Source organism: Nocardioides okcheonensis (assembly GCF_020991065.1).
GTDB classification, from domain to species: Bacteria; Actinomycetota; Actinomycetes; order Propionibacteriales; family Nocardioidaceae; genus Nocardioides; species Nocardioides okcheonensis.
The window spans coordinates 316,487-337,001 of record NZ_CP087710.1; the positions used below are offsets into that span (position 1 = coordinate 316,487).

The following is a 20,515-nucleotide window of genomic DNA, read 5'->3' on the forward strand; positions in this document are numbered from 1 at the left end:
GGCCGCACGTTAGGCCATCAGCGACGTGCGGGGCGGGCGGTCTGGGCCACGAGCGCCGCGAGGACGCCGCCGGCGAGGGCGACGACGTACGCCGCCGAGGCGCCGCCGTGGTCGACGACGAAGCCGGCGACCGTCGCGCCCGGCGCGACGCCGGCGACCAGACCGGTGTGCAGGATGGCCATGCCCTCGGTGAGCCGGCTGGACGGGACGCCCTGCTCGACCATCGTCATGGTGCCGATCAGGGTGGGCGCGATCGAGAGCCCGCCGACGAGCAGCACGACGGCCATGACCGGCACGGAGCCGATGAACGGCAGCGGCACCATCGCGAGCGCCATCGCGGCCGATCCCCACCGCAGCCGTGCCTCCGGGCCGCTGCGCCAGGCGATCGCGCCGGTGACGAGCCCGGCGACGAGGCTGCCGAAGGACCACGCGGCCAGCAACCAGCCCGCCACCCAGCGCCGGCCCTGCTCCTCGGCGAACGCGACGGTGGTGACCTCGGCGGCGCCGAACAGCGCTCCCAGCGTGAGGCAGACCAGCGCGAGGGTCAGCACCAGCCGCCACGGCATCGGCGCGCGGGCGCGGCTCGGGCTGGTGCGTCCGGCCGGTGGCTCGGTGCGCCGCTGCAGCGCGAACGCGAACGTGCCCGTGACCCCGGTGACGAGCGCGAACGTCAGGCCCGCGACCGGGTGCCAGCTGGTGGCCAGCAGCGTGACCAGCACGGGGCCGACGACGAAGACGACCTCGTCGAGCACCGCCTCGAGGGCGAAGGCCGTCTGCTTCTCGCGGGAGTCGTCGAGCAGGTGGGACCAGCGGGTGCGGACGCTGGCGCCGACCTGCGGGAGGGAGGCGCCGGCGAGGGCGGCGAAGACGTACGTCCAGGCCCCGGGCCAGCCCTGCTCGACCGCCAGCATCATGAGCGCGAGCCCGGCGCCGAACAGGGAGATGGCGATCGGCAGCACCCGGGACTGGCCGAAGTGGTCGACCCAGCGCCCGTGCAGGACCGCGAACGCGGCCTCGGCGAGGACGAAGACGGCCGACACGGTGCCCGCCAGGCCGTAGGAGCCGGTGCGGTCCTCGACGAGCAGCACGATCCCCAGCCCGACCATCGAGATCGGCAGCCGGGCGACCAGCGCCGCGCTGCTGAACGCGAAGGCTCCGGGGCGTCGGAGCACCCGGCCGTAGGAGTCGAGCATCGCCCGCATCCTAGGGCTCTCTATCCTGTCGACATGAATCCTGCGGGTCCCGATGTGCAGCCCTACGACGCCCTCCTCGTGCTCTCGTTCGGGGGGCCCGAGAAGCCCGAGGACGTGGTCCCGTTCCTGGAGAACGTGACCCGCGGACGGGGCATCCCGCGCGAGCGGCTCGAGCAGGTCGGCGAGCACTACTTCCTCTTCGGCGGGAAGAGCCCGATCAACGACCAGAACCGCGCGCTCATCGCCGCGCTGGAGAAGGACTTCGCCGAGCAGGGGATCGACCTCCCGGTCTACTTCGGCAACCGCAACTGGGACCCGTACCTCGCGGACACGCTCGCGCAGATGACCGCGGACGGCGTCCAGCGGGCCGCGGTCTTCGCCACGTCCGCGTACTCGTCGTGGTCGTCGTGCCGGCAGTACCGCGAGAACCTGTACGACGCCGTCCAGCAGGTGCCGGGCGCGCCGCGCCTCGACAAGCTGCGGCAGTACTACAACCACCCCGGGTTCGTGGAGCCCGCGGTCGACGCCGTGCTGACCGCGCTGGCGGAGCTGCCCGCCAACGGCGACCAGGCCCGGCTGGTCTTCGTGACCCACTCGATCCCGACGGCGATGGGGGAGACCAGCGGCTCGCTCGACCCGGCCGGCCAGCCGCGGGGCGCGTACGTCCTGCAGCACCGCAGCGTCGCCGACGAGGTGGCCCGGCGGGTGCGGGAGGCGACCGGGCGGGCGCACCGCCACGACCTGGTCTACTGCTCCCGCTCGGGCGCGCCGTCGACGCCGTGGCTCGAGCCCGACGTCAACGACCACCTCGAGGAGCTGGCCACCGACGGCGTCACCGACGTGGTGCTCGCCCCCATCGGCTTCGTGTCCGACCACATGGAGGTCATCTACGACCTCGACACCGAGGCGATGGAGACGGCCGAGCGGCTCGGCATCCGCGCCGCCCGGGCAGCGACCGCGGGCGTCGACCCCCGGTTCGTGGCGATGGTGCGGGACCTCGTGCTGGAGCGTGCGGCCGCCGAGCGAGGCGGGGCGCCGACCCGCCCGGCGGTGGGGACGATGCCGGCCGGCCCGGACGTGTGCGGCGTCGGGTGCTGCCCGAACGCCCGCGGTGAGCGCCCCGCGCTGTGCGGGGCCGACTCGTGAGTGCTGCGAGCGCTCCTGCTCCGGCCGACCTGCGCGACCTCGCCGTCGCGCTGGCGCGCGAGGGCGCCGGGCTCGCCCGGGACATGCGGCGCGGCGGGATCGAGGTGGCCGACACCAAGACCAGCGCCGTCGACGTGGTGACCGAGGCGGACCGCGCCGTCGAGGACCTGCTGCGTCGCCGGATCGCCGAGCACCGCCCCGACGACGCCGTGCTCGGTGAGGAGGGTGACGACCGACCGGGCACGAGCGGCGTGCGGTGGATCGTCGACCCGATCGACGGGACCGTGAACTACCTCTACGGCCTCGCGGACTGCGCGGTGTCGGTGGCGGTCGAGGTCGACGGCGACGTCGTCGCGGGAGCCGTCGTCGCGATCTGGTCCGGGGTGACCTACGCGGCCGCGGCGGGCGAGGGCAGCACCCGCGACGGCGTCTCGCTGCGCGTGCGTCCGGTGCCGCCGCTCGCGGAGCGGCTCGTGGTCACCGGGTTCGGCTACCAGCGGGAGGTGCGCGAGCACCAGGCCGCGTGCGTCGCCGCGCTGCTCCCCGAGGTGCGCGACATCCGTCGCATGGGCTCGTGCGCGCTGGACCTGTGCCACGTCGCCGAGGGCGCCGCGGACGGCTACGTCGAGGCGGGGCCGCAGGCGTGGGACTACTCCGCGGGCGGGCTCGTGCTGCGCGAGGCCGGCGGACGCTTCGGCGTCCTCCGCGGTCGTCACACCGCTGCGGGTGAGCCCGGCGACCTCGTCGTCGTCGGCAGCCCGGACGCCGGCTGGGACGACTTCGTCGAGGCGCTGACGACCGCCGGGTTCGTCGAGGCCGGGCACGCCTGACCGGGCGCGTCGCGGGGCGCCGGCTCCACCCGAACAGGTGGTCGGTTCCACGCCGGGTAGGACGCCGTCACCGGGGAATAGGGAGACGGTGGCCACTGTTCAGGCGACACGTCGCGGACCGGCTCACCACGGAACCGGTTCATGGTGCACAATCTGGCGCCGACGACGAGCACAACTGGCGACGCCCGTGCCGCGATCCGGCGGGGCGCCTCCACAGCATGGGGAGAGGGAGAGATGGCCACTGACTACGACGCACCGCGCAAGTCCGAGGAAGACCAGAGCGAGGAGAGCATCGAGGAGCTCAAGGCGCGCCGCCACGACAAGAACTCGGGCAAGGTCGACGAGGACGAGACCGAGGCGGCCGAGTCCTTCGAGCTGCCCGGCGCCGACCTCTCGCACGAGGAGCTCGCGGTCGAGGTGATGCCCCGCCAGGACGACGAGTTCACCTGCATGAGCTGCTTCCTGGTCCACCACCGCTCGCAGCTGGCGGACGAGAAGAAGCTCATCTGCCGCGACTGCGTCTGAGCAACGACCGGACCCGTTTGCGACAGCGCCCGTTCCTCACCGAGGACGGGCGCTGTGTCGTGCCCGGGCCGCCCGGCGCCGCTCCTCGCGACACTCGTCGAGGTGCTGCATCTCGGCGACCAGCTGGTGGAGCGCCGGGTGGTCGTCCGGCGTGCCCAGCAGGAACCGCTCGATGCGCTTGACGTACGGCGACGTCCGGTAGCCGATCGCGGGATCCCTGGCCTCACGTGACCGCTGCGCCCACTGGTGGGCCTCGACGCTGGTCCACGTGCGCAGGTGCCGCGGCATCCACCACCCCTTGACCCGCAGGTCGGTGTGGGCCGGGAAGCGGCTCCCGCCGCGGGTGCGCGCCCCGTCGGCCCGCATCGGCGCCACCGTCTCGCCCGAGGCCTCGTCACGCACCGTGACCACCAGCCGCGCCATCCGCAGCATCCGCAGGAGCACGCACGAGCGCGGACTCGTGCGCCCGGTCTCCCATCGCGCGACGACGGACTGCGACACCCCGAGTCGCGCCGCCAGGCCCCGCTGCGAGACGTCCAGGACGCGTCGCACGCGTCGTACGAACCCGGGGATCCCTCCGTCGAACGGGCCCATCGCCCAGACCTCGCGCTCGGCCTCGGTCCAGTCCGCCATCGTCTCCCAGGGAGTCCCCGCGGAGCCCTGCGCCAGCTGATCCGTCGGCTGATCCGTCGGCTCGGCTGCCCCGCGCCCGATGTCCACCGTGTCCATGCCTCGCCCCGTCCCGGTCCGTCCGCGTCCCCGGTCGGACGCGTGTCGTGCCGGCCATCCCAGTTCTCGGCCCCGACAGCGGAACCAGCGCTCTCCACAGGGGGCCTCGCCACCGGGTCCGGGGCGTGCCTGTGGACGCCCGGTGGTCCGGTGCGCTGCCGACACTGGTCCGTAAGTCCCTGGGCGACTCAGGGCGCAGGGGCGCCCGCGAGGGCCGCGCCGGTCTGATGAGTCTCTGGGCGACTCAGGGCGCAGCGGCGCGTGGGAGGGCAGCGCGGGACTGGTGAGTCTCTGGGCGACTCAAGGCGGAGGGGCGCCCGGGACACATCGCGAGGGTGGGTCGGGGGTGGGTCAGGACTGGGGCGCGGGCGCCTTGGCGGCGTCCTGGCCGTCCTTCTGGAGCTGCGGCGGGAGGTGGCCCGTGGACCGGGCGTAGTAGTGGGCAGCCCGGCGGGTGGCGAGCATCCGCGCGACGCCGATCAGGGTGCCGCTCACCGTGGCCCACATGACGGCCTCGGCGAGGCTGACGTCGGGGTCGGCCGGGTTGGCCGGAGGGTTCTTGCCGGTGGTGGCGCGCCAGGTGGTGTTGAGGGCCTTCTTGGCGATCGATGCTGCGCCGATCGCTGCGACGAGCGAGAACGCCGAGTAGAACTTGCTGTTCGAGTCCGTGGAGGCCATGGCCCAACCCTACCCAGCGTGCGGGCCGGTGCGGTTCACCCGCACGGCCGAGACCAGCCGGTCGGGGCGTCGGCAGCTGACCAGCCAGTAGGGCGTGGGGTCGGCTGGGTCGGTGACCTCGACGCGGACGCCTCGCTTGAGGTACGGCCGCAGGAGCAGGTGGGCCCGGGCGTCGGCGTCGCGGCCGGCGAGCCGGCGCATCTCGTCGGGCTCGAGGGCCGTGACCTCACCGACGTGCGCGAGGGGGATGTGGGCGCGACCGGCCCGCAGCTCGCCGTCGCCGACCGAGACGCGCGCCCTGCCGTAGGCGACGAACAGGGCGATCATCAGGGCGAGCGCGGCGAAGGTCGCGGACCACGCGACCGGGCCGGGCGTCGCGGCGAGGACAGCCAGCCAGAGCGACGCCACCAGCATCGTCCCCTGCGCCCACCAGCGCAGCGGCACGGTGAGGCGTTCGGCGTAGTCCACGGCGCAGAGCCTATAGATTGCCTCCTCGTGCCCGACCACGACCCACGCCCCACGCCCCACCCGCCCGCGGACCCCGACAACGCGGCGCCCCAGAACGCGGCGCCCCAGAACGCGGCGCCCCAGAACGCGGCGCCTGAGAACGCGGACCTCGAGATCGCGGTGGTGCGCCTGGACCCCGACCTGCCGCTCCCGTCGTACGCCCACCCGGGCGACGCCGGCGCGGACCTCCACACGACGGTCGACCTCACCCTCGCCCCCGGCGAGCGGGCGCTCGTGCCGACCGGGCTGTCGATCGCACTCCCCGACGGCTACGTCGCCCTGATCCACCCGCGGTCGGGCCTCGCGGCGCGTCACGGCCTGTCGATCGTCAACACCCCGGGCACCGTCGATGCCGGTTATCGGGGGGAGATCAAGGTGCTGCTGGTCAACCACGACCCGGCCGAGCCGGTGACCCTGGCCCGCGGTGACCGGATCGCCCAGCTGGTGGTCCAGCGGTACGAGCGGGCCAGGTTCGTCGAGGTGGGGGTGCTGCCGGAGTCGTCCCGCGGCGCCGGGGGCTACGGTTCTACAGGTACCGGTTCGCGCCCGTGAGCCGGAACGAGCACGAAGGAGTTCTGACGTGAGGTTGCGCCGCAAGGCCGAACAGACCGCCACGACGGGGGACGGCGCCGCGACGGACGCGGCGGCGACGGACGCCTCCGCCGACGCGCCCGGGGCCGGTGCCTCCGCGACGCCGCGGACCGACGGTCCCTTCGACCTGTCCGACGTGGAGGGCGACGGCACCGAGCGTGCCGACCTCGGCTCGGTGCTGGTCCCGGCGATCGCGGACCGCGAGCTGCGCCTGCAGGTCGACGAGGCCTCCGGCGAGGTGCGTGCCGTGATGCTCGCCGGCCAGGACGGCGCCTGCGAGTTCCAGGCGTTCGCCGCCCCGCGCAACGGTGACCTGTGGTCGACCGTGCGCCCGCAGATCGCCGAGGACATCGTGCGTCGCGGCGGCGCCGTCGAGGAGCGCGAGGGCCGCTGGGGCACCGAGCTGGTGTGCCGGCTCCCCGTGCAGCGACCCGACGGCACGGCGGCGACCCAGCCGTCGCGGATCGTCGGCATCAACGGCGCGCGGTGGATGCTGCGCGCCTCGTTCCTCGGCCGGCCCGCGATCGAGCCGGACGCCGTCCCCGAGTGGGAGGACGCGCTGGCGCAGGTCGTCGTGCGCCGCGGCGAGCAGGCCATGCCCGTCGGCGAGCCGCTGCCGGTGAAGCTGCCCGACGACGCCCGACGGGTGAGGTGAGCCGTGCCCAAGAGCCGGGTCCGCCAGGCCCTGTCCCGGTGGGCCGACAGCCAGGACCAGCACCAGCGTGACCTGCGCCAGACCCACACCAGCCAGGACGCGGTGGCGATCGCCGACGCGCCCGAGCGCGAGCACGTCGTGGTCAACGGCGTCTTCCGGACCGTGACGCTGCGCCCGCGCGGCGGGGTCCCGGCGCTCGAGGCCGAGCTCGACGACGGCTCCGGCACGATCACGCTCGTGTGGCTGGGCCGCCGGCGCATCTCCGGCGTCGAGCCGGGGCGCTCGGTCACCGTCGCCGGCTGCATCGGCCGCCAGGGTGGGGTCCCGATCATGTTCAACCCGCGTTACGAGCTGCGCCCGTGACCGCTCCGGACGACGACCGGCCCACCAGCCCGGACACCGCCGCGCGGCCGGTGGGGGCGTCGACGGTCGAGGAGGTGGTGCGCGGGCAGCTCGCCAAGGCGCTCGGCGGTCGACGTGGCATGGCGGAGGCGGCCGTGCCCACCCTCTTGTTCACCGTCACCTGGTTGACCCGGCGCGACCTCGACACCGCCCTCGTCGTGAGCATCGGGGCGGCGCTCGTGCTGCTCGCGATCCGGCTGGTCCAGCGCTCGACGGTGCAGTTCGTGGTCAACGCGCTGTTCGGCATCGCCATCGGCTGGTACTTCGTCCACCGCTCGGCCGCGTCCGGCGGGTCGGCGGAGGACCAGGCGCTGGCCTACTTCCTGCCGGGCATCCTCTACAACGGCGGGTACGCCGTGGTGCTGGCGCTGACCTGCCTCATCGGCTGGCCGCTGGTCGGCTTCATGGTCGGCAGCATCACCGGCGACGCGACGGCCTGGCACGACGACCGCCAGGTCGTGCGGCTCTGCAGCCGCCTCACGTGGCTGCTCGTGCTGCCGTGCGCGCTCCGCGTCGCCGTCCAGGCGCCGATCTGGCTCGCCGGCTCGTCGGGGTCGCTCGACGCGGACGCGGCGGTGGCCGCGCTGGGCGTGCTGAAGATCGTGCTCGGCTGGCCGCTCCAGCTGGCCGCGCTCGGCACCATGGTCTGGCTGCTCTCGCGCAACCGCACCCCGGTGGCGTCAGCCGAGGCCGCGACCGGGTGAGAGCAGCTGCTCGAGCTCGCCCTCGACCTCGGCCGGGACGACGAACAGCAGCTCGTCGCCCGCCTCGAGCGGCTGCTCGGCGTCGGGCGTGTAGACCTGGCCGTCGCGCAGGATGGTCACCAGCGCGCAGTTGTCGGGGAACGGCACCAGCCCGCTGGGCGTGCCGACGTAGGGGGAGTCGGCGGCGAGCGTGAGCTCGACGAGGTTGGCGTTGCCCTGCCGGAAGGTGAACAGCCGCACGAGGTCACCGACCGAGACGGCCTCCTCGACCAGCGCGGACATGATGCGCGGGGTCGAGACGTTGACGTCGACGCCCCAGGCCTCGGTGAAGAGCCACTCGTTGTTGGGGTGGTTGACCCGACCGACCGTGCGCGGCACGCCGAACTCGGTCTTGGCCAGCAGCGAGGTGACCAGGTTGGCCTTGTCGTCGCCGGTGGCGGCGATCACCACCTCGCACGTCCCCAGCTGCGCCTCGGCCAGCGAGGACAGCTCGCAGGAGTCGGCGAGCAGCCACTCCGCGTTGGGCACCCGCTCGGGGCGGATGGAGGAGGGGTTCTTGTCGATGAGCAGGACCTGGTGGCCGTTCTCGATCAGCTCGCGGGCGATCGATCGGCCCACGGCCCCGGCTCCGGCGATGGCGACGCGCATGTGTGCAGTGCTCCTGGTCTCGGGGGCGGGTCAGTCGTCTTCGGGGCCGGACTCGAGCACGGCGTAGGCGTGGGCGGCGTGCTCCTCGCGGATCACGAGGTGCAGCATGTCGCCCTCCTGCAGGACGCTCTCGCGGGTCGGGAGCATGCCCTCGCCGAGGCGGTCGATCCAGGCGATCCGGCTGCGCGACTGCATCTGGAACTCGACGGTGCGGCTGCCGATCCAGGCCTCCGGGACCGGGACGTGGTCGACCCGGATGGTGCCGGACGGGTCGCGGAAGTCGGGCTCGGCGCCGGCCGGCAGCAGCCGGCGCAGGACCTGGTCGGCCGTCCACTTCACGGTGGCGACCGTGGTGATGCCGAGTCGCTGGTAGACCTCGGCGCGCCCGGGGTCGTAGATGCGCGCGACGACCTGCTGGAGGCCGAAGGTCTCCCGCGCCACCCGGGCCGCGATGATGTTGGAGTTGTCACCGCTGGACACCGCGGCGAACGCGTCGGCGCGCCGGATGCCGGCCTTCTCCAGCACCTGCTGGTCGAAGCCGTAGCCGGTGATCTTGTCCCCGTTGAACTCGGGACCGAGGCGGCGGAAGGCGTCCGGCTCGCTGTCGATGATCGACACGGTGTGGTTGCGGTCCTCGAGGCTGCGGGCGAGCGTCGATCCGACGCGGCCACAACCCATGATCACGACGTGCACCCGTGAACCGTATCCCAGCAAGGTTTCTGCCGCGCCCGGGTCTAGGCTCGCGCCCGTGAGTGTCGGCGACGTTTCCAAGCGGATCCTGCTGGGCCGCAAGCTGCGCAGCAGCCAGCTGGGCGAGACCCTGCTGCCCAAGCGCATCGCGCTGCCCGTCTTCGCGAGCGACGCGCTGTCGTCGGTGGCGTACGCCCCGGACGAGGTGTTCATCATGCTGGCCGTGGCCGGGGCCTCGACCTACGTGTGGTCCTGGAAGATCGGCATCGCCGTCGCGCTGGTGATGCTCACCGTGGTCGCGAGCTATCGCCAGACCGTCCACGCCTACCCGTCCGGCGGCGGCGACTACGAGGTCGCGACGGTCAACCTCGGCCGCAACGCCGGCGTCACCGTCGCGAGCGCGCTGCTCGTCGACTACGTCCTCACCGTCGCGGTGTCGATCTCGTCGGCCGCGCAGTACGCCGCCGGCGCGATCCCGCTGCTGATCGGCCACGAGGCGACGGTCGGCGTGGTCGCCGTCGCCCTGCTGACCGCGATGAACCTGCGCGGCGTCCGCGAGTCCGGCACGTTCTTCGCCGTCCCGACCTACCTCTTCATGGTCGCCATCCTCGGCATGTGCGCCTACGGCCTGCTGCGGCTGCTCGCCGGCGACCTGCCGCAGGCCGAGAGCGCCGGGCTCACCATCGAGCCGCAGGAGGGCTGGGAGGGCCCGCTGAGCCAGGTGGCGCTGCTGTTCCTGCTGGCGCGCGCCTTCTCCTCCGGCTGTGCCGCGCTGACCGGCGTCGAGGCGATCAGCAACGGCGTGCCGGCCTTCCGCAAGCCGAAGAGCCGCAACGCCGCCACCACCCTGCTCCTGCTCGGGATGATCGCGATCTCGATGATGATGAGCGTCATCGTGCTGGCCAAGCAGATGGCGATCCGCTACGTCGACCCGCACGAGCTCGAGCGGCTGCGCACGTCCACGGGCGGCCCGGTCCCGGACTCCTACGACCAGCACCCGGTCATCGCCCAGATCGCGGCGGGGGTCTTCGACCACTTCCCGCCGGGCTTCTACTTCGTGATCACCGTCACCGGCATCATCCTGGTGCTCGCGGCCAACACGGCGTTCAACGGCTTCCCGGTGCTCGGGTCGATCCTGGCCCAGGACGGACTCGCGCCGCGCTCGCTCGGCTCGCGCGGCGACCGGCTGGCCTACAGCAACGGCATCGTGTTCCTGGCCGCGATGTCGATCCTGCTGATCTGGGTCTTCGACGCCGAGACCACCAAGCTGATCCAGCTCTACATCGTCGGCGTCTTCGTGTCCTTCAACCTCAGCCAGCTCGGCATGATCCGCCACTGGACGCGCCACCTGCGCACCGAGACCGACCCGGCGGCCCGGCGACGGATGATGCGCTCGCGGGCGATCAACACGTTCGGCCTCGGCATGACCGCCGTCGTCCTGGTGATCGTGCTGATCACCAAGTTCCTCGCCGGCGCGTGGATCACGATCCTCGCGATGGGCTTCTTCTTCCTGCTGATGAAGGCGATCGGGCGTCACTACGCGCAGGTCGAGCTCGAGCTCGCCGCCGACGAGCAGGACAAGGTGATGCCGACGCGGGTCCACGCGATCGTGCTCGCCTCCAAGCTCCACAAGCCGACGCTGCGGGCGCTGGCGTTCGCCCGGGCGACCCGGCCCAACGTGCTCGAGGCGATCTACGTCAGCATCGACGCCAAGGCCACCCACCGGCTGCTCGAGGAGTGGGACGAGCGGCACCTCGACATCCCGCTCAAGGTGCTCCACTCGCCCTACCGCGAGGTGGTGCGGCCGATCGTCGAGTACACCCAGGAGATCCGTCGCGCGTCGCCGCGGGGCGTGGTCGCCGTCTACATCCCCGAGTACGTCGTCGGGCGCTGGTGGGAGCAGCTGCTGCACAACCAGACGGCGCTGCGGCTCAAGGGCCGGCTGCTCTTCACGCCCGGCGTCATGGTGATCTCGGTGCCCTACCAGCTGCGCTCGTCGCTGGCCGCCCAGGAGCGCGAGGAGCGCGACGAGGTCCGCGTGCACGCCGGAGACCTGCGCCGCGGACGGGTGTTCTCGCGCGGGGACTCCACCCGCCGGATCGACGACCTGTGAGCCGGCACGCACGACCCCGCAAGCCCCGCGGTCGGTCCCGCGCAGGCGAGCGGTTCGAGGTCGTGGTCGGGCCGGTCGCCCACGGCGGCCACTGCGTCGCGCGGCTCCCCGAGCCGGAGTCCCGCGTCGTCTTCGTGCGGCACGCGCTGCCGGGCGAGCGGGTCGTCGTCGAGGTGACCGAGGGCACCGACGGCGACCGGTTCTGGCGCGGTGACGCGGTGTCGGTCCTCGAGGCGTCCCCCGACCGGGTCCCGGCGCCCTGCCCGGTCGCCGGTCCCGGCCTGTGCGGCGGCTGCGACTTCCAGCACGTCGCCGTCCCCGCGCAGCGCGACCTCAAGACCGCCGTCGTCCGCGAGCAGCTGGTCCGGCTCGGCCGCCTCGACGCCGGCTCCGACCCGGTCGTCGGCCTGCACGTCGAGGGCGTCCCGGTCCCGGGTCGTCCCGACGACGGCCTGCGGTGGCGCACCCGCCAGCGCTACGCCGCCCTCCCGGACGGCACGCCGGCGATGCGCGCGCACCGCTCGCACGACCTGGTCCCCGTCGACGACTGCCTGATCGCCGCCGACGGCGCCCGCCCGGGTGACGCTGTCGGACCGCTGGTCGAGGAGGGCGCGCAGCGCGGACCGCTGGTCGAGGAGGGCGCGCAGCGCGGACCGCTGGTCGAGGAGGGCGCGCAGCGCCCGTCACGAGACCCGATCACCCACGACGTCGCCGCCGGCGACGCGACACACGCCTTCACCGTCGCCGCCGACGGCTTCTGGCAGGTGCACCCCGAGGCCCCGCGCGTCCTGGTGGAGACGGTGATGGACCTGCTGGACCCGAAGCCGGGGGAGGCCGCCCTCGACCTCTACGCCGGCGTCGGCCTGTTCGCCCGGTTCGTCGGCGCGACGACCGGGGCGCGGGTCGTCGCCGTCGAGGCCGACCGCGACGCCTGCCGGCACGCGAGGGCCAACCTCGCCGCCCTCGAGCGCGCCACCGTCGAGTGCGGGCCGGTCGACCGCGTCCTGCGCGCGGGCTACGACGAGCCCTTCGACCTCGTGGTCCTCGACCCGCCCCGGGAGGGCGCCAAGCGTGCCGTCGTGGAGCAGGTCGTCGACCGCCGCCCCCGCGCGGTGGCGTACGTCGCCTGCGACCCGGCGGCGCTGGGCCGCGACGTGGCGATCTTCGCCGAGCACGGCTACGAGCTCACCGCGGTCCGGGCCTTCGACCTGTTCCCGATGACCCACCACGTGGAGTGCGTGGCCCTGCTGGAGAGGCGCTAGTCGGCGAGGATGCTCGTGGCCGTGAACAGGTTGGTGGCGATCAGGCTCGCCATGCCGACCTGCACGGCCTGACCGGCGGTCGTGGCCGCCCAGGCGGACCTCTCGAGCTTCTTCCCGCGGGTGTGCACCTCGCCCGACCACGGGATGTCGGCGTGCATCGCGGCGAGCTGGCCGCTGGCCGACAGCAACGCCGCGACGGCGGCGTGGTGCGTGCTCGGCGGGGCTCCGTCGACCAGCACGTCACGCATCGCGGCCACCAGGTCGCGGCGCCTCGTGCCGTCCGCCTCCGCGAGCCGCGCGACGCGGAACAGGCCACGTCCGGGCTCCCGACGGAGGTGCCCGCGCTCGACGAGGCGGTCGAGCACGGGGTCGCGGAGCCGCGGGCCGAGCACCAGCACCATCGTGTAGACGTCCATCGGCTTGCGGTCGATCTCGTCCCACGCGGTGGCCAGCACGGGCGTCTCGGGGCGGGTGCCGCCGACGGTCCGGACCTGGTCGAGGCCGCGTCGCGGATGCTCGAGGCGGACCCGGTCCGCGACGACCAGGTCGATCAGCACCGCCCCCGCCAGCACGTGGAACAGCGGCATCCCGTCGCCGACCACGGCGCCGGTGCGCGGGTCGAACAGGAGCAGGGCCAGGTCGTCGACGACCAGGGCGTCGGTCGGGGCGGTGTCGTGGGTCATCGGCGCGGCTCCCAGCGGAACAGGCGCAGGGCGAGGAACACGGCGACGGCGACCCACGCGAGCGTGGGGGCGAGCAGGACGAGGGAGTCGGCGACGGGCACGCCGCCGTTCCAGGCGTCCGTCATCAGCTCGGTCGCGGCACCCCCGGGGAGCAGTCGCTTGACCAGGCCGAGCTCCTCGGTGCCGCTGATGCCCACCCAGATCCCCACGGCGATGGTGCCGAGGCTGACCGGGAGCGTGGTCACCTGCGCGTGCTCGGGCGAGCTCGTGAGCCCGGCGGTCGCGAGACCGAGCCCCAGCATCATGGCGATGGTGGCGAGGACCCCCGCCGCGACCAGGGCGACCCGTGCCGGCGGACCGGCGACGGCGGCGAGGACCGCCAGGACCCCCGCCAGCTGGACCACGGCGAGCGCGGTCGCCGGGAGGACGAGACCGCCCAGGATCTCGTGGTCGCGTGCCGCGGTGGACCGGAGCCGCTTCAGGAAGAGGTTCTGGCGTCGCGAGGCCAGGGTGGTGACGACGGTGGAGTAGAGGCTGAAGGCGGTGATGGTCAGCACGACGGTCGAGGCGACGTAGCCCAGGCTCCCGACGTCCTCGAAGGTGTCGTGCTGCCAGACGAGGCTGGCGCTGACGGCGAGGGGGATGAGGAGACCGGCGACGAGCACGGCCCGGTTGCGCACGATCTGGGTCAGCTCGTGACGAGCGATGGTGAGCATGAGAGGTCCTTCGGTCGGTGGGGAGGGGACGGATCAGGAGCGCGCAGCGGAGGCAGCGGACGGAGCCGGCTGCGCCGGGTCGTCGGCGTCGAGGGTCCGGAAGACGTCGTCGAGGCGGGTGGGTCCGGCGGACAGCCCCTGGAGCTCGACGCGGTGGTCGTCGGCCCACTGGAGCAGGTGCTTGAGGTCGCGGGCCAGGGCGAACGTCTCGACGACGTGGGTCCCGTCGGGCTGCGACGACGCCTCCACCGGCGGCCGGGGCGCGGTCGGCGGGAGGCCGAACCGGATGACACCGGGAAGCTGACGGGTGAGCTCGGCGACCGACCCCTCGCGCCGCAGCTCGCCGCGGTGCATCAGCCCGACGCGGTCGGCGCGCTGCTGGGCCTCCTCGAGGTAGTGCGTGGTCAGCACGACCGTCGCCCCGCCGTTGCGGAGCTCGTCCACGGCCGTCCAGAGGTCGTCGCGCGACGAGATGTCGAGGCCGGTGGTGGGCTCGTCGAGGAACACCAGCTCGGGGGAGCCCCAGACGGCGGTCGCGAAGTCGAGGCGTCGCTTCTCGCCGCCGGAGAGCTGCGAGACCAGCGTGCCGGCCTTGCGGGTGAGGTCGACGACCCCCAGGACGCGCTCGACGCGGTCCTCGCGCAGGGTGAGGGCGCCGATCAGCTGCACCGACTCCTTCACGGTGAGGTCGGGCGAGAACCCGCTCTCCTGGAGCATGATGCCGAGCTTCGGGCGAACGGCCCCGCGCTCGCGCGGGCTCCTGCCGAAGACCCGCACCTCGCCGGAGGTGGGCCTGCGGTGCCCCTCGATGATCTCCAGGGTCGAGGTCTTGCCTGCGCCGTTGGTGCCGAGCAGGGCGTAGAGCTCGCCGCGCTGGACCTGGAACGACACGTCCCTCACGGCCTGGAAGTCGCCGTAGCGGAGGTGGAGGTTCTCGACGTCGATGACGGGTGCGGTTGACATGGCTCCATGTCACCGTCGGACGCGGCCCGCGCCCAGTGAGCCGGTGTCACCGGCTGTCGTGACGCCGTCAGGGCGACCCATGACACGATGTCACGCCGCTACGTTTGCGGGCGTGAAGCCGATCGCACCGCCCGTCGTCGAGGCCCGCCCGTCACCGGGTGACGGCCGGGCCGCCGCACGTGGCCGCGGCGTCGCGGCGACGTGGCTGGTCACCGCGCTGGTGGTGCTGTCGTTCGAGGTGGTGATCCTGGCGCTGTGGGCGCCGGTCGTGGCGCCCACCTGGGAAGGCTCGTCCTGGCGCCGGGCGTCCTTCCTCCTCGGCGCGACGGCGTGGGTCGCGGCGTCCGGCTGGCTGCTGCGGTCCTACCGTGCCGCGCCCCGGCGCGAGCGCAGCGGTGGAGTCCCGTGGCCCGCCGGGCGGACGGTCCCGGTCGTCGCCGCCGGCGCCGCGAGCGCCCTGCTCCTGGCCGCCACGGGCATGCTGCTCGTCGCCGGCGCCGTGGTCGCGCAGACGGTCGTGCTGCTCAAGGAGTCGGTCGGAGCGCGGCGGAGGGTGTGCCTCGGGCTCACGGTCGCCCTCGGGCTGCTGTGCCTGGTCGACGTGTCGCTCGGGCTCCGCCCGACCCCGCTGCCCGCGGGGGCCACGCCGGCGACCGTCTACGCCGTGCTGCTCCCGTCGACCTCGGCCTTCGCGCTGTGGTGGTGGGACATCGTCGAGGAGCTCGACCACGCCCGGGCCGCGGCGGGGAGGCTCGCCGCGACCCAGGAGCGGCTGCGCCTGGCCAACGACGTCCACGACCTGCAGGGCCACCACCTGCAGGTGATCGCCCTCCAGCTGGAGCTGGCCGAGCGGCTCCTCGCCCGCGACCCGGCGGCGGCGCTCGACCAGGTCCGGGCAGCCAGGTCGTCGGTCGACGACGCGCGCGAGGGCACCCGGGACCTCGCCACGCGGTTCCGCGGGGTGCCGCTCGCCGACGAGCTGGCCAACGCCGCCGACCTGCTGCGGGCGGCCGGCATCCGGGTCGAGCTCAGCGTGGCCCACCAGGCAGGACAGGCGCCGACCGACGTCCTGGGCCCGATCATCCGGGAGACCACGACCAACGTGCTGAAGCACGGCGGGGGCGGCTGGGCCTCGCTGACGCTCCGGCGCAGCGCGCACGACTGGACCTTCACCGCGCGCAACGACGTCGCTGACCCCGGTGGCGGGGAACCCCGCGAGGCGACCGGCAACGGCCTGCGGGGGATCGGCGAACGCGTGCGCGCGGTCGGAGGCCACGTCGAGGTCAGCAGCGACCACGACCGGTTCGAGGTGTCGGCCACCGTGCCGGGCGCCGGGGCCGGACGGCAGGACGACGATCGGGGAGGAGACCGATGATCAGGGTGCTGCTCGCCGACGACGAGCACATGATCCGCACCGCGCTGGCCTCGCTGCTGGGGCTCGAGGACGACATCGAGGTGGTGGCCGAGTGCCGCGACGGCGCCGAGGCGGTCGCGGAGGCGACCCGCCTGGTCCCCGACGTGTGCGTGGTCGACCTCGAGATGCCGGAGCTCGACGGCGTCGAGGTCGCCGAGCGGCTGCGCCGCAGCGTGCCGACGCGGTGCATCGTGGTCACCCGGCACGCCCGCCCCGGGGTGCTGCGGCGGGCCCTCGGTGTCGGGGTGGACGGGTTCCTGCCCAAGTCGCGCCCCGCCAGCGAGGTGGCCGAGGTGATCCGTGAGGTCGCCGCCGGGCGGAGGTACGTCGACCCGCAGATCGCGGCCGACGCGCTGTCGGCCGAGCGCAGCCCGCTCACCGACCGGGAGCTGGACGTGCTGCGGGCGGCAGCGGGCCACGCCTCCGGGGCCGAGATCGCGGTGGCGCTGCACCTGTCGGAGGGCACGGTGCGCAACCACGTCTCCTCGATCCTGGGCAAGCTCGCCGTGTCGACGCGCCACCAGGCCGTCGACCTCGCCCGCGAGCGCGGGTGGATCTGAGCGGGGAGGGCCGCCGGATCGCCCGCTACGGCGACATCGAGCAGGTCGAGCGGTCAGCGCTCGTCGGACACGAGCGCCGCGAGGCGTGCCAGCGCCGCGTCCCGGTCCGTCGCGTCGACGACCGTCCATCCCTGCCGCGGCGCGAGGTCGAGGAGGTCCCGGCGACCGCGCAGCACCAGGTCGTCGCCGCCGCGCTCCTCGATGATCCGCGACACGACGGCGGTCACCGGTGTCACGGCGCGGGCGTGCAGCCGCTCGAGGAGGAGGTCCGGCGACACGTCCAGCACCACGCCGACGTACGCCGCTCCCGCCTCGGCGGCGGCCGCCTCGAAGCGGGCGCACTCGCTCGGCGTCACGATGAGCTGGGGGAGCACCACGTCGCGGCCGGTCGCCAGGTAGGCGGTGACCAGGGCGAGGGCGGAGGTGCGCACCGCGTTGCCGGTGCCGACGAAGTCGTCCTCCCAGCCCGACACCCACGACCGCAGCTCGTCGATGTCGCAGAGCAGCGCGCCCGGGTGGGCGTCGGCGTGGGCGCGGGCGAGCGTCGACTTGCCCACGCCCGAGGGACCGTTGAGGTGGAGGAGTGACGGCACGCCCGGGAGGGTACCGAGGCGCGTGACCTCCTGTGGTATCTTGACGTCAAGATACTGCGACGTCTGAAGATGCGGGACGCGCGCCTTCCCGTCACCTCGCCAGCGAGGGCAGGATGGCTGCGTACCCACGAGATCCCCGAGGAGATGGCTGATGGCCAGTCAGGACAGCTTCGGTGCCAAGGGCACCCTGGACGTGGACGGACAGTCCTACGAGATCTACCGCCTCGGCGCGGTGGAGGGAGAGGGCCTCGACGTCGAGAGCCTGCCCTTCTCGCTGAAGGTGCTGCTGGAGAACCTGCTCCGCACCGAGGACGGCGCCGACATCACCGCCGACCACATCAAGGCGATCGCCGGCTGGGACGCCAGCGCGGCCCCCGACCAGGAGATCCAGTTCACGCCCGCCCGCGTGATCATGCAGGACTTCACCGGCGTCCCCTGCGTCGTCGACCTCGCCACCATGCGCGAGGCGATGGCCGAGCTCGGCGGCGACGCCACCAAGATCAACCCGCTCGCCCCCGCCGAGATGGTCATCGACCACTCCGTGATCGCCGACGTCTTCGGCACGCCCGCCGCGTTCGAGAAGAACGTCGAGATCGAGTACGAGCGCAACCGCGAGCGCTACCAGTTCCTCCGCTGGGGCCAGGGCGCCTTCGACGACTTCAAGGTCGTCCCGCCCGGCACCGGCATCGTCCACCAGGTCAACATCGAGCACCTCGCCCGCGTGGTCATGGTGCGCGACGGCGTCGCCTACCCCGACACCTGCGTCGGCACCGACTCCCACACCACGATGGTCAACGGCATCGGCGTGGTCGGCTGGGGCGTCGGCGGCATCGAGGCCGAGGCCGCGATGCTCGGCCAGCCGGTCTCCATGCTGATCCCGCGCGTCGTCGGCTTCAAGCTGTCGGGCGAGCTGCCCGAGGGTTCCACCGCCACCGACCTGGTGCTGACCATCACCGAGATGCTCCGCGAGCACGGCGTGGTCGGGAAGTTCGTGGAGTTCTACGGCGAGGGCGTCTCCGCGCTGCCGCTGGCCAACCGCGCCACGATCGGCAACATGAGCCCGGAGTTCGGCTCGACGATCGCGGTCTTCCCGATCGACGACCAGACCGTCGACTACCTCCGCCTCACCGGCCGCTCCGAGGAGCAGCTCGCGCTCGTCGAGGCCTACGCCAAGGAGCAGGGCCTCTGGCACGACCCGAGCGCCGAGCCGCGCTACAGCGAGCGCCTCGAGCTCGACGTCTCCACCGTCGTCCCGTCCCTGGCCGGCCCGAAGCGCCCGCAGGACCGCGTCGAGGTCACCAAGGCCCGGGAGAGCTTCCAGAAGGCGCTCTCCGACTACACCGAGGACAAGGACGCGAAGGCGACCGTCAACCTCGACGGCCAGGAGCTCGAGATCGGCCACGGCGCCGTCACGATCGCGGCCATCACCTCGTGCACCAACACCTCGAACCCGAGCGTGATGATCGGTGCCGCCCTGCTCGCCAAGAACGCGGTGGAGAAGGGCCTCTCGCGCAAGCCGTGGGTCAAGACCACGCTCGCGCCCGGCTCCAAGGTCGTCTCGGACTACTACGACCGCGCCGGCCTCACGCCGTACCTCGACAAGCTCGGCTTCAACCTCGTCGGCTACGGCTGCACCACCTGCATCGGCAACTCCGGCCCGCTCATCCCCGAGGTCAGCGCCGCCGTCAACGAGGCCGACCTCGCGGTCACCTCCGTGCTGTCGGGCAACCGCAACTTCGAGGGCCGGATCAACCCGGACATCAAGATGAACTACCTCGCGTCGCCGCCGCTGGTGGTCGCCTACGCGCTGGCCGGCTCGATGGACCTCGACCTGTTCGAGGACGCCCTCGGCCAGGACCAGGACGGCAACGACGTCTTCCTCCGCGACATCTGGCCCAGCCCGTCCGAGGTCGAGGAGACGATCGCCCGCGCGATCAACTCGGAGATGTTCGGCGAGTCCTACAAGGACGTCTTCGCCGGCGACGAGCGCTGGCAGTCGCTCCCCACCCCGGAGGGCAACACCTTCGAGTGGGACGAGAGCAGCACCTACGTGCGCCGCGCGCCCTACTTCGACGGCATGCCCACCGAGCCGGAGCCGGTCACCGACATCGTCGGCGCCCGCGTCCTGCTCAAGCTCGGCGACTCGGTCACCACCGACCACATCAGCCCGGCCGGCGCGATCAAGAAGGACAGCCCCGCGGGCCGCTACCTCGCCGAGCACGGCGTGGAGCAGCGCGACTTCAACTCCTACGGCTCGCGCCGCGGCAACCACGAGGTCATGATCCGCGGCACGTTCGCCAACATCCGCCTGCGCAACCAGCTCGCGCCGGGCACCGAGGGCGGCGTGACGCGCGACTTCACCACCACCGACGGTGACGTCACCAGCGTGTTCGAGGCGAGCCAGAACTACCAGGCCGCCGGCACCCCGCTGGTCGTCCTGGCGGGCAAGGAGTACGGCTCCGGCTCCTCGCGCGACTGGGCCGCCAAGGGCACCGCGCTGCTCGGCGTGAAGGCCGTCATCGCCGAGTCCTACGAGCGCATCCACCGCTCGAACCTGATCGGCATGGGCGTCATCCCGCTGCAGTTCCCGGCCGGCAAGACCGCCGAGGACCTGGGCCTCACCGGTGCCGAGGTCATCTCGATCTCCGGCATCACCGAGCTCAACGACGGCACCACCCCGAAGACCGTGACGGTCAAGGTGGAGCCGGCTCCCGGCACCGACATGGCGCACGGCGAGACCAGCGAGTTCGAGGCCGTCGTCCGGATCGACACCCCGGGCGAGGCGAACTACTACCGCAACGGCGGCATCATGCAGTACGTCCTGCGCAACCTGCTGCGCAGCTGACCCACCGCTGAGCGGACCCCGTCGGGCCGTGTCCGGGACCTCCCGGGCGCGGCCCGACGGTCATCTCC

Annotated in this window: 22 protein-coding genes; 12 read left to right on the forward strand and 10 right to left on the reverse strand. The window is 73.2% G+C overall.

The annotated features are described in order from the left end of the window. Positions 1-17: 17 nt before the first annotated feature. Positions 18-1,193, reverse strand: a complete 1,176-nt coding sequence (locus LN652_RS01415) for an MFS transporter (protein ID WP_230442935.1) — start codon at positions 1,191-1,193, stop codon at positions 18-20. Positions 1,194-1,226: 33 nt separating this feature from the next. Between LN652_RS01415 and LN652_RS01420 the strand changes: the two genes are divergently transcribed. The 3 genes from LN652_RS01420 (at position 1,227) to LN652_RS01430 (ending at position 3,694) form a co-directional block, all read left to right on the forward strand. Continuing rightward, complete coding sequence (locus tag LN652_RS01420) at positions 1,227-2,339, forward strand: ferrochelatase (protein WP_230442936.1); 1,113 nt, start codon at positions 1,227-1,229, stop codon at positions 2,337-2,339. Then, positions 2,336-3,169 carry an inositol monophosphatase family protein gene (locus tag LN652_RS01425; protein ID WP_230442937.1) on the forward strand — a complete coding sequence of 278 codons (834 nt, stop codon included), beginning with the start codon at positions 2,336-2,338 and terminating at the stop codon, positions 3,167-3,169. Before LN652_RS01420 ends, LN652_RS01425 begins: the two co-directional genes overlap by 4 nt. Positions 3,170-3,403: 234 nt before the next feature. Then, a complete protein-coding gene (locus tag LN652_RS01430) occupies positions 3,404-3,694 on the forward strand; it encodes a DUF4193 domain-containing protein (protein WP_207085247.1) in 291 nt (96 codons plus the stop codon). A 36-nt stretch (positions 3,695-3,730) separates the two neighbouring features. Here LN652_RS01430 and LN652_RS01435 read toward each other — a convergent pair whose 3' ends face one another. The 3 genes from LN652_RS01435 to LN652_RS01445 form a co-directional block, all read right to left on the reverse strand. Beyond that, positions 3,731-4,327 carry a helix-turn-helix domain-containing protein gene (locus LN652_RS01435; RefSeq protein WP_230442938.1) on the reverse strand — a complete coding sequence of 199 codons (597 nt, stop codon included), beginning with the start codon at positions 4,325-4,327 and terminating at the stop codon, positions 3,731-3,733. A gap of 447 nt (positions 4,328-4,774) precedes the next feature. Next, entirely contained in the window at positions 4,775-5,101 is a 327-nt protein-coding gene (locus tag LN652_RS01440; RefSeq protein ID WP_230442939.1) for a DUF4235 domain-containing protein, read from the reverse strand. Between the two features lie 9 nt (positions 5,102-5,110). Continuing rightward, positions 5,111-5,569 carry a DUF3093 domain-containing protein gene (locus LN652_RS01445; RefSeq protein WP_230442940.1) on the reverse strand — a complete coding sequence of 153 codons (459 nt, stop codon included), beginning with the start codon at positions 5,567-5,569 and terminating at the stop codon, positions 5,111-5,113. A gap of 153 nt (positions 5,570-5,722) precedes the next feature. Between LN652_RS01445 and dut the strand changes: the two genes are divergently transcribed. Genes dut through LN652_RS01465 form a run of 4 tightly spaced genes read left to right on the forward strand, consistent with a single transcriptional unit; the run spans position 5,723 to position 7,960 of the window. Beyond that, on the forward strand, positions 5,723-6,160 hold the full coding sequence (gene dut, locus LN652_RS01450) for a dUTP diphosphatase (protein WP_230444801.1): 438 nt from the start codon (positions 5,723-5,725) through the stop codon (positions 6,158-6,160). A gap of 28 nt (positions 6,161-6,188) precedes the next feature. Then, positions 6,189-6,854 carry a DUF3710 domain-containing protein gene (locus tag LN652_RS01455; RefSeq protein ID WP_230442941.1) on the forward strand — a complete coding sequence of 222 codons (666 nt, stop codon included), beginning with the start codon at positions 6,189-6,191 and terminating at the stop codon, positions 6,852-6,854. Between the two features lie 3 nt (positions 6,855-6,857). Continuing rightward, on the forward strand, positions 6,858-7,217 hold the full coding sequence (locus LN652_RS01460) for an OB-fold nucleic acid binding domain-containing protein (RefSeq protein WP_230442942.1): 360 nt from the start codon (positions 6,858-6,860) through the stop codon (positions 7,215-7,217). Next, positions 7,214-7,960: a DUF3159 domain-containing protein gene (locus LN652_RS01465; RefSeq protein WP_230442943.1), complete on the forward strand. Its 747-nt coding sequence runs from the start codon at positions 7,214-7,216 to the stop codon at positions 7,958-7,960. The genes LN652_RS01460 and LN652_RS01465 overlap by 4 nt, the downstream gene beginning before the upstream one ends. Here LN652_RS01465 and LN652_RS01470 read toward each other — a convergent pair. Continuing rightward, positions 7,937-8,608: a potassium channel family protein gene (locus tag LN652_RS01470; RefSeq protein ID WP_230442944.1), complete on the reverse strand. Its 672-nt coding sequence runs from the start codon at positions 8,606-8,608 to the stop codon at positions 7,937-7,939. The two genes, LN652_RS01465 and LN652_RS01470, sit on opposite strands and share 24 nt — an antisense overlap. Positions 8,609-8,638: 30 nt before the next feature. Further along, a complete protein-coding gene (locus LN652_RS01475) occupies positions 8,639-9,301 on the reverse strand; it encodes a potassium channel family protein (protein WP_230442945.1) in 663 nt (220 codons plus the stop codon). A gap of 55 nt (positions 9,302-9,356) precedes the next feature. On the opposite strand from LN652_RS01475, the gene LN652_RS01480 reads away from it, so the two are divergent. Both LN652_RS01480 and LN652_RS01485 read left to right on the forward strand, forming a co-directional pair. Then, positions 9,357-11,411 carry an APC family permease gene (locus LN652_RS01480; protein WP_230442946.1) on the forward strand — a complete coding sequence of 685 codons (2,055 nt, stop codon included), beginning with the start codon at positions 9,357-9,359 and terminating at the stop codon, positions 11,409-11,411. After that, positions 11,408-12,673, forward strand: coding sequence for a class I SAM-dependent RNA methyltransferase (locus tag LN652_RS01485; protein ID WP_230442947.1), 1,266 nt, complete (start codon positions 11,408-11,410; stop codon positions 12,671-12,673). The genes LN652_RS01480 and LN652_RS01485 overlap by 4 nt, the downstream gene beginning before the upstream one ends. Here the strand turns inward: LN652_RS01485 and LN652_RS01490 are convergent. Genes LN652_RS01490 through LN652_RS01500 form a run of 3 tightly spaced genes read right to left on the reverse strand, consistent with a single transcriptional unit; the run spans position 12,670 to position 15,035 of the window. After that, on the reverse strand, positions 12,670-13,356 hold the full coding sequence (locus tag LN652_RS01490; protein ID WP_230442948.1) for a GOLPH3/VPS74 family protein: 687 nt from the start codon (positions 13,354-13,356) through the stop codon (positions 12,670-12,672). The two genes, LN652_RS01485 and LN652_RS01490, sit on opposite strands and share 4 nt — an antisense overlap. Beyond that, positions 13,353-14,072: an ABC transporter permease gene (locus LN652_RS01495; protein ID WP_230442949.1), complete on the reverse strand. Its 720-nt coding sequence runs from the start codon at positions 14,070-14,072 to the stop codon at positions 13,353-13,355. The genes LN652_RS01490 and LN652_RS01495 overlap by 4 nt, the downstream gene beginning before the upstream one ends. Positions 14,073-14,105: 33 nt before the next feature. Continuing rightward, positions 14,106-15,035 carry an ABC transporter ATP-binding protein gene (locus LN652_RS01500; protein WP_230442950.1) on the reverse strand — a complete coding sequence of 310 codons (930 nt, stop codon included), beginning with the start codon at positions 15,033-15,035 and terminating at the stop codon, positions 14,106-14,108. A gap of 112 nt (positions 15,036-15,147) precedes the next feature. Between LN652_RS01500 and LN652_RS01505 the strand changes: the two genes are divergently transcribed. Together LN652_RS01505 and LN652_RS01510 are read left to right on the forward strand one after the other, a co-directional pair. Continuing rightward, positions 15,148-16,410: a sensor histidine kinase gene (locus tag LN652_RS01505; protein WP_230442951.1), complete on the forward strand. Its 1,263-nt coding sequence runs from the start codon at positions 15,148-15,150 to the stop codon at positions 16,408-16,410. Continuing rightward, positions 16,407-17,009, forward strand: a complete 603-nt coding sequence (locus tag LN652_RS01510) for a response regulator transcription factor (RefSeq protein WP_230442952.1) — start codon at positions 16,407-16,409, stop codon at positions 17,007-17,009. The genes LN652_RS01505 and LN652_RS01510 overlap by 4 nt, the downstream gene beginning before the upstream one ends. 53 nt (positions 17,010-17,062) lie before the next feature. On the opposite strand, the gene LN652_RS01515 is transcribed toward LN652_RS01510, so the two are convergent. Continuing rightward, positions 17,063-17,602 carry an AAA family ATPase gene (locus LN652_RS01515; protein ID WP_230442953.1) on the reverse strand — a complete coding sequence of 180 codons (540 nt, stop codon included), beginning with the start codon at positions 17,600-17,602 and terminating at the stop codon, positions 17,063-17,065. A 151-nt stretch (positions 17,603-17,753) separates the two neighbouring features. Between LN652_RS01515 and acnA the strand changes: the two genes are divergently transcribed. Then, positions 17,754-20,447, forward strand: a complete 2,694-nt coding sequence (gene acnA / locus LN652_RS01520) for an aconitate hydratase AcnA (RefSeq protein ID WP_230442954.1) — start codon at positions 17,754-17,756, stop codon at positions 20,445-20,447. The last annotated feature ends 68 nt before the right edge of the window (positions 20,448-20,515 follow it).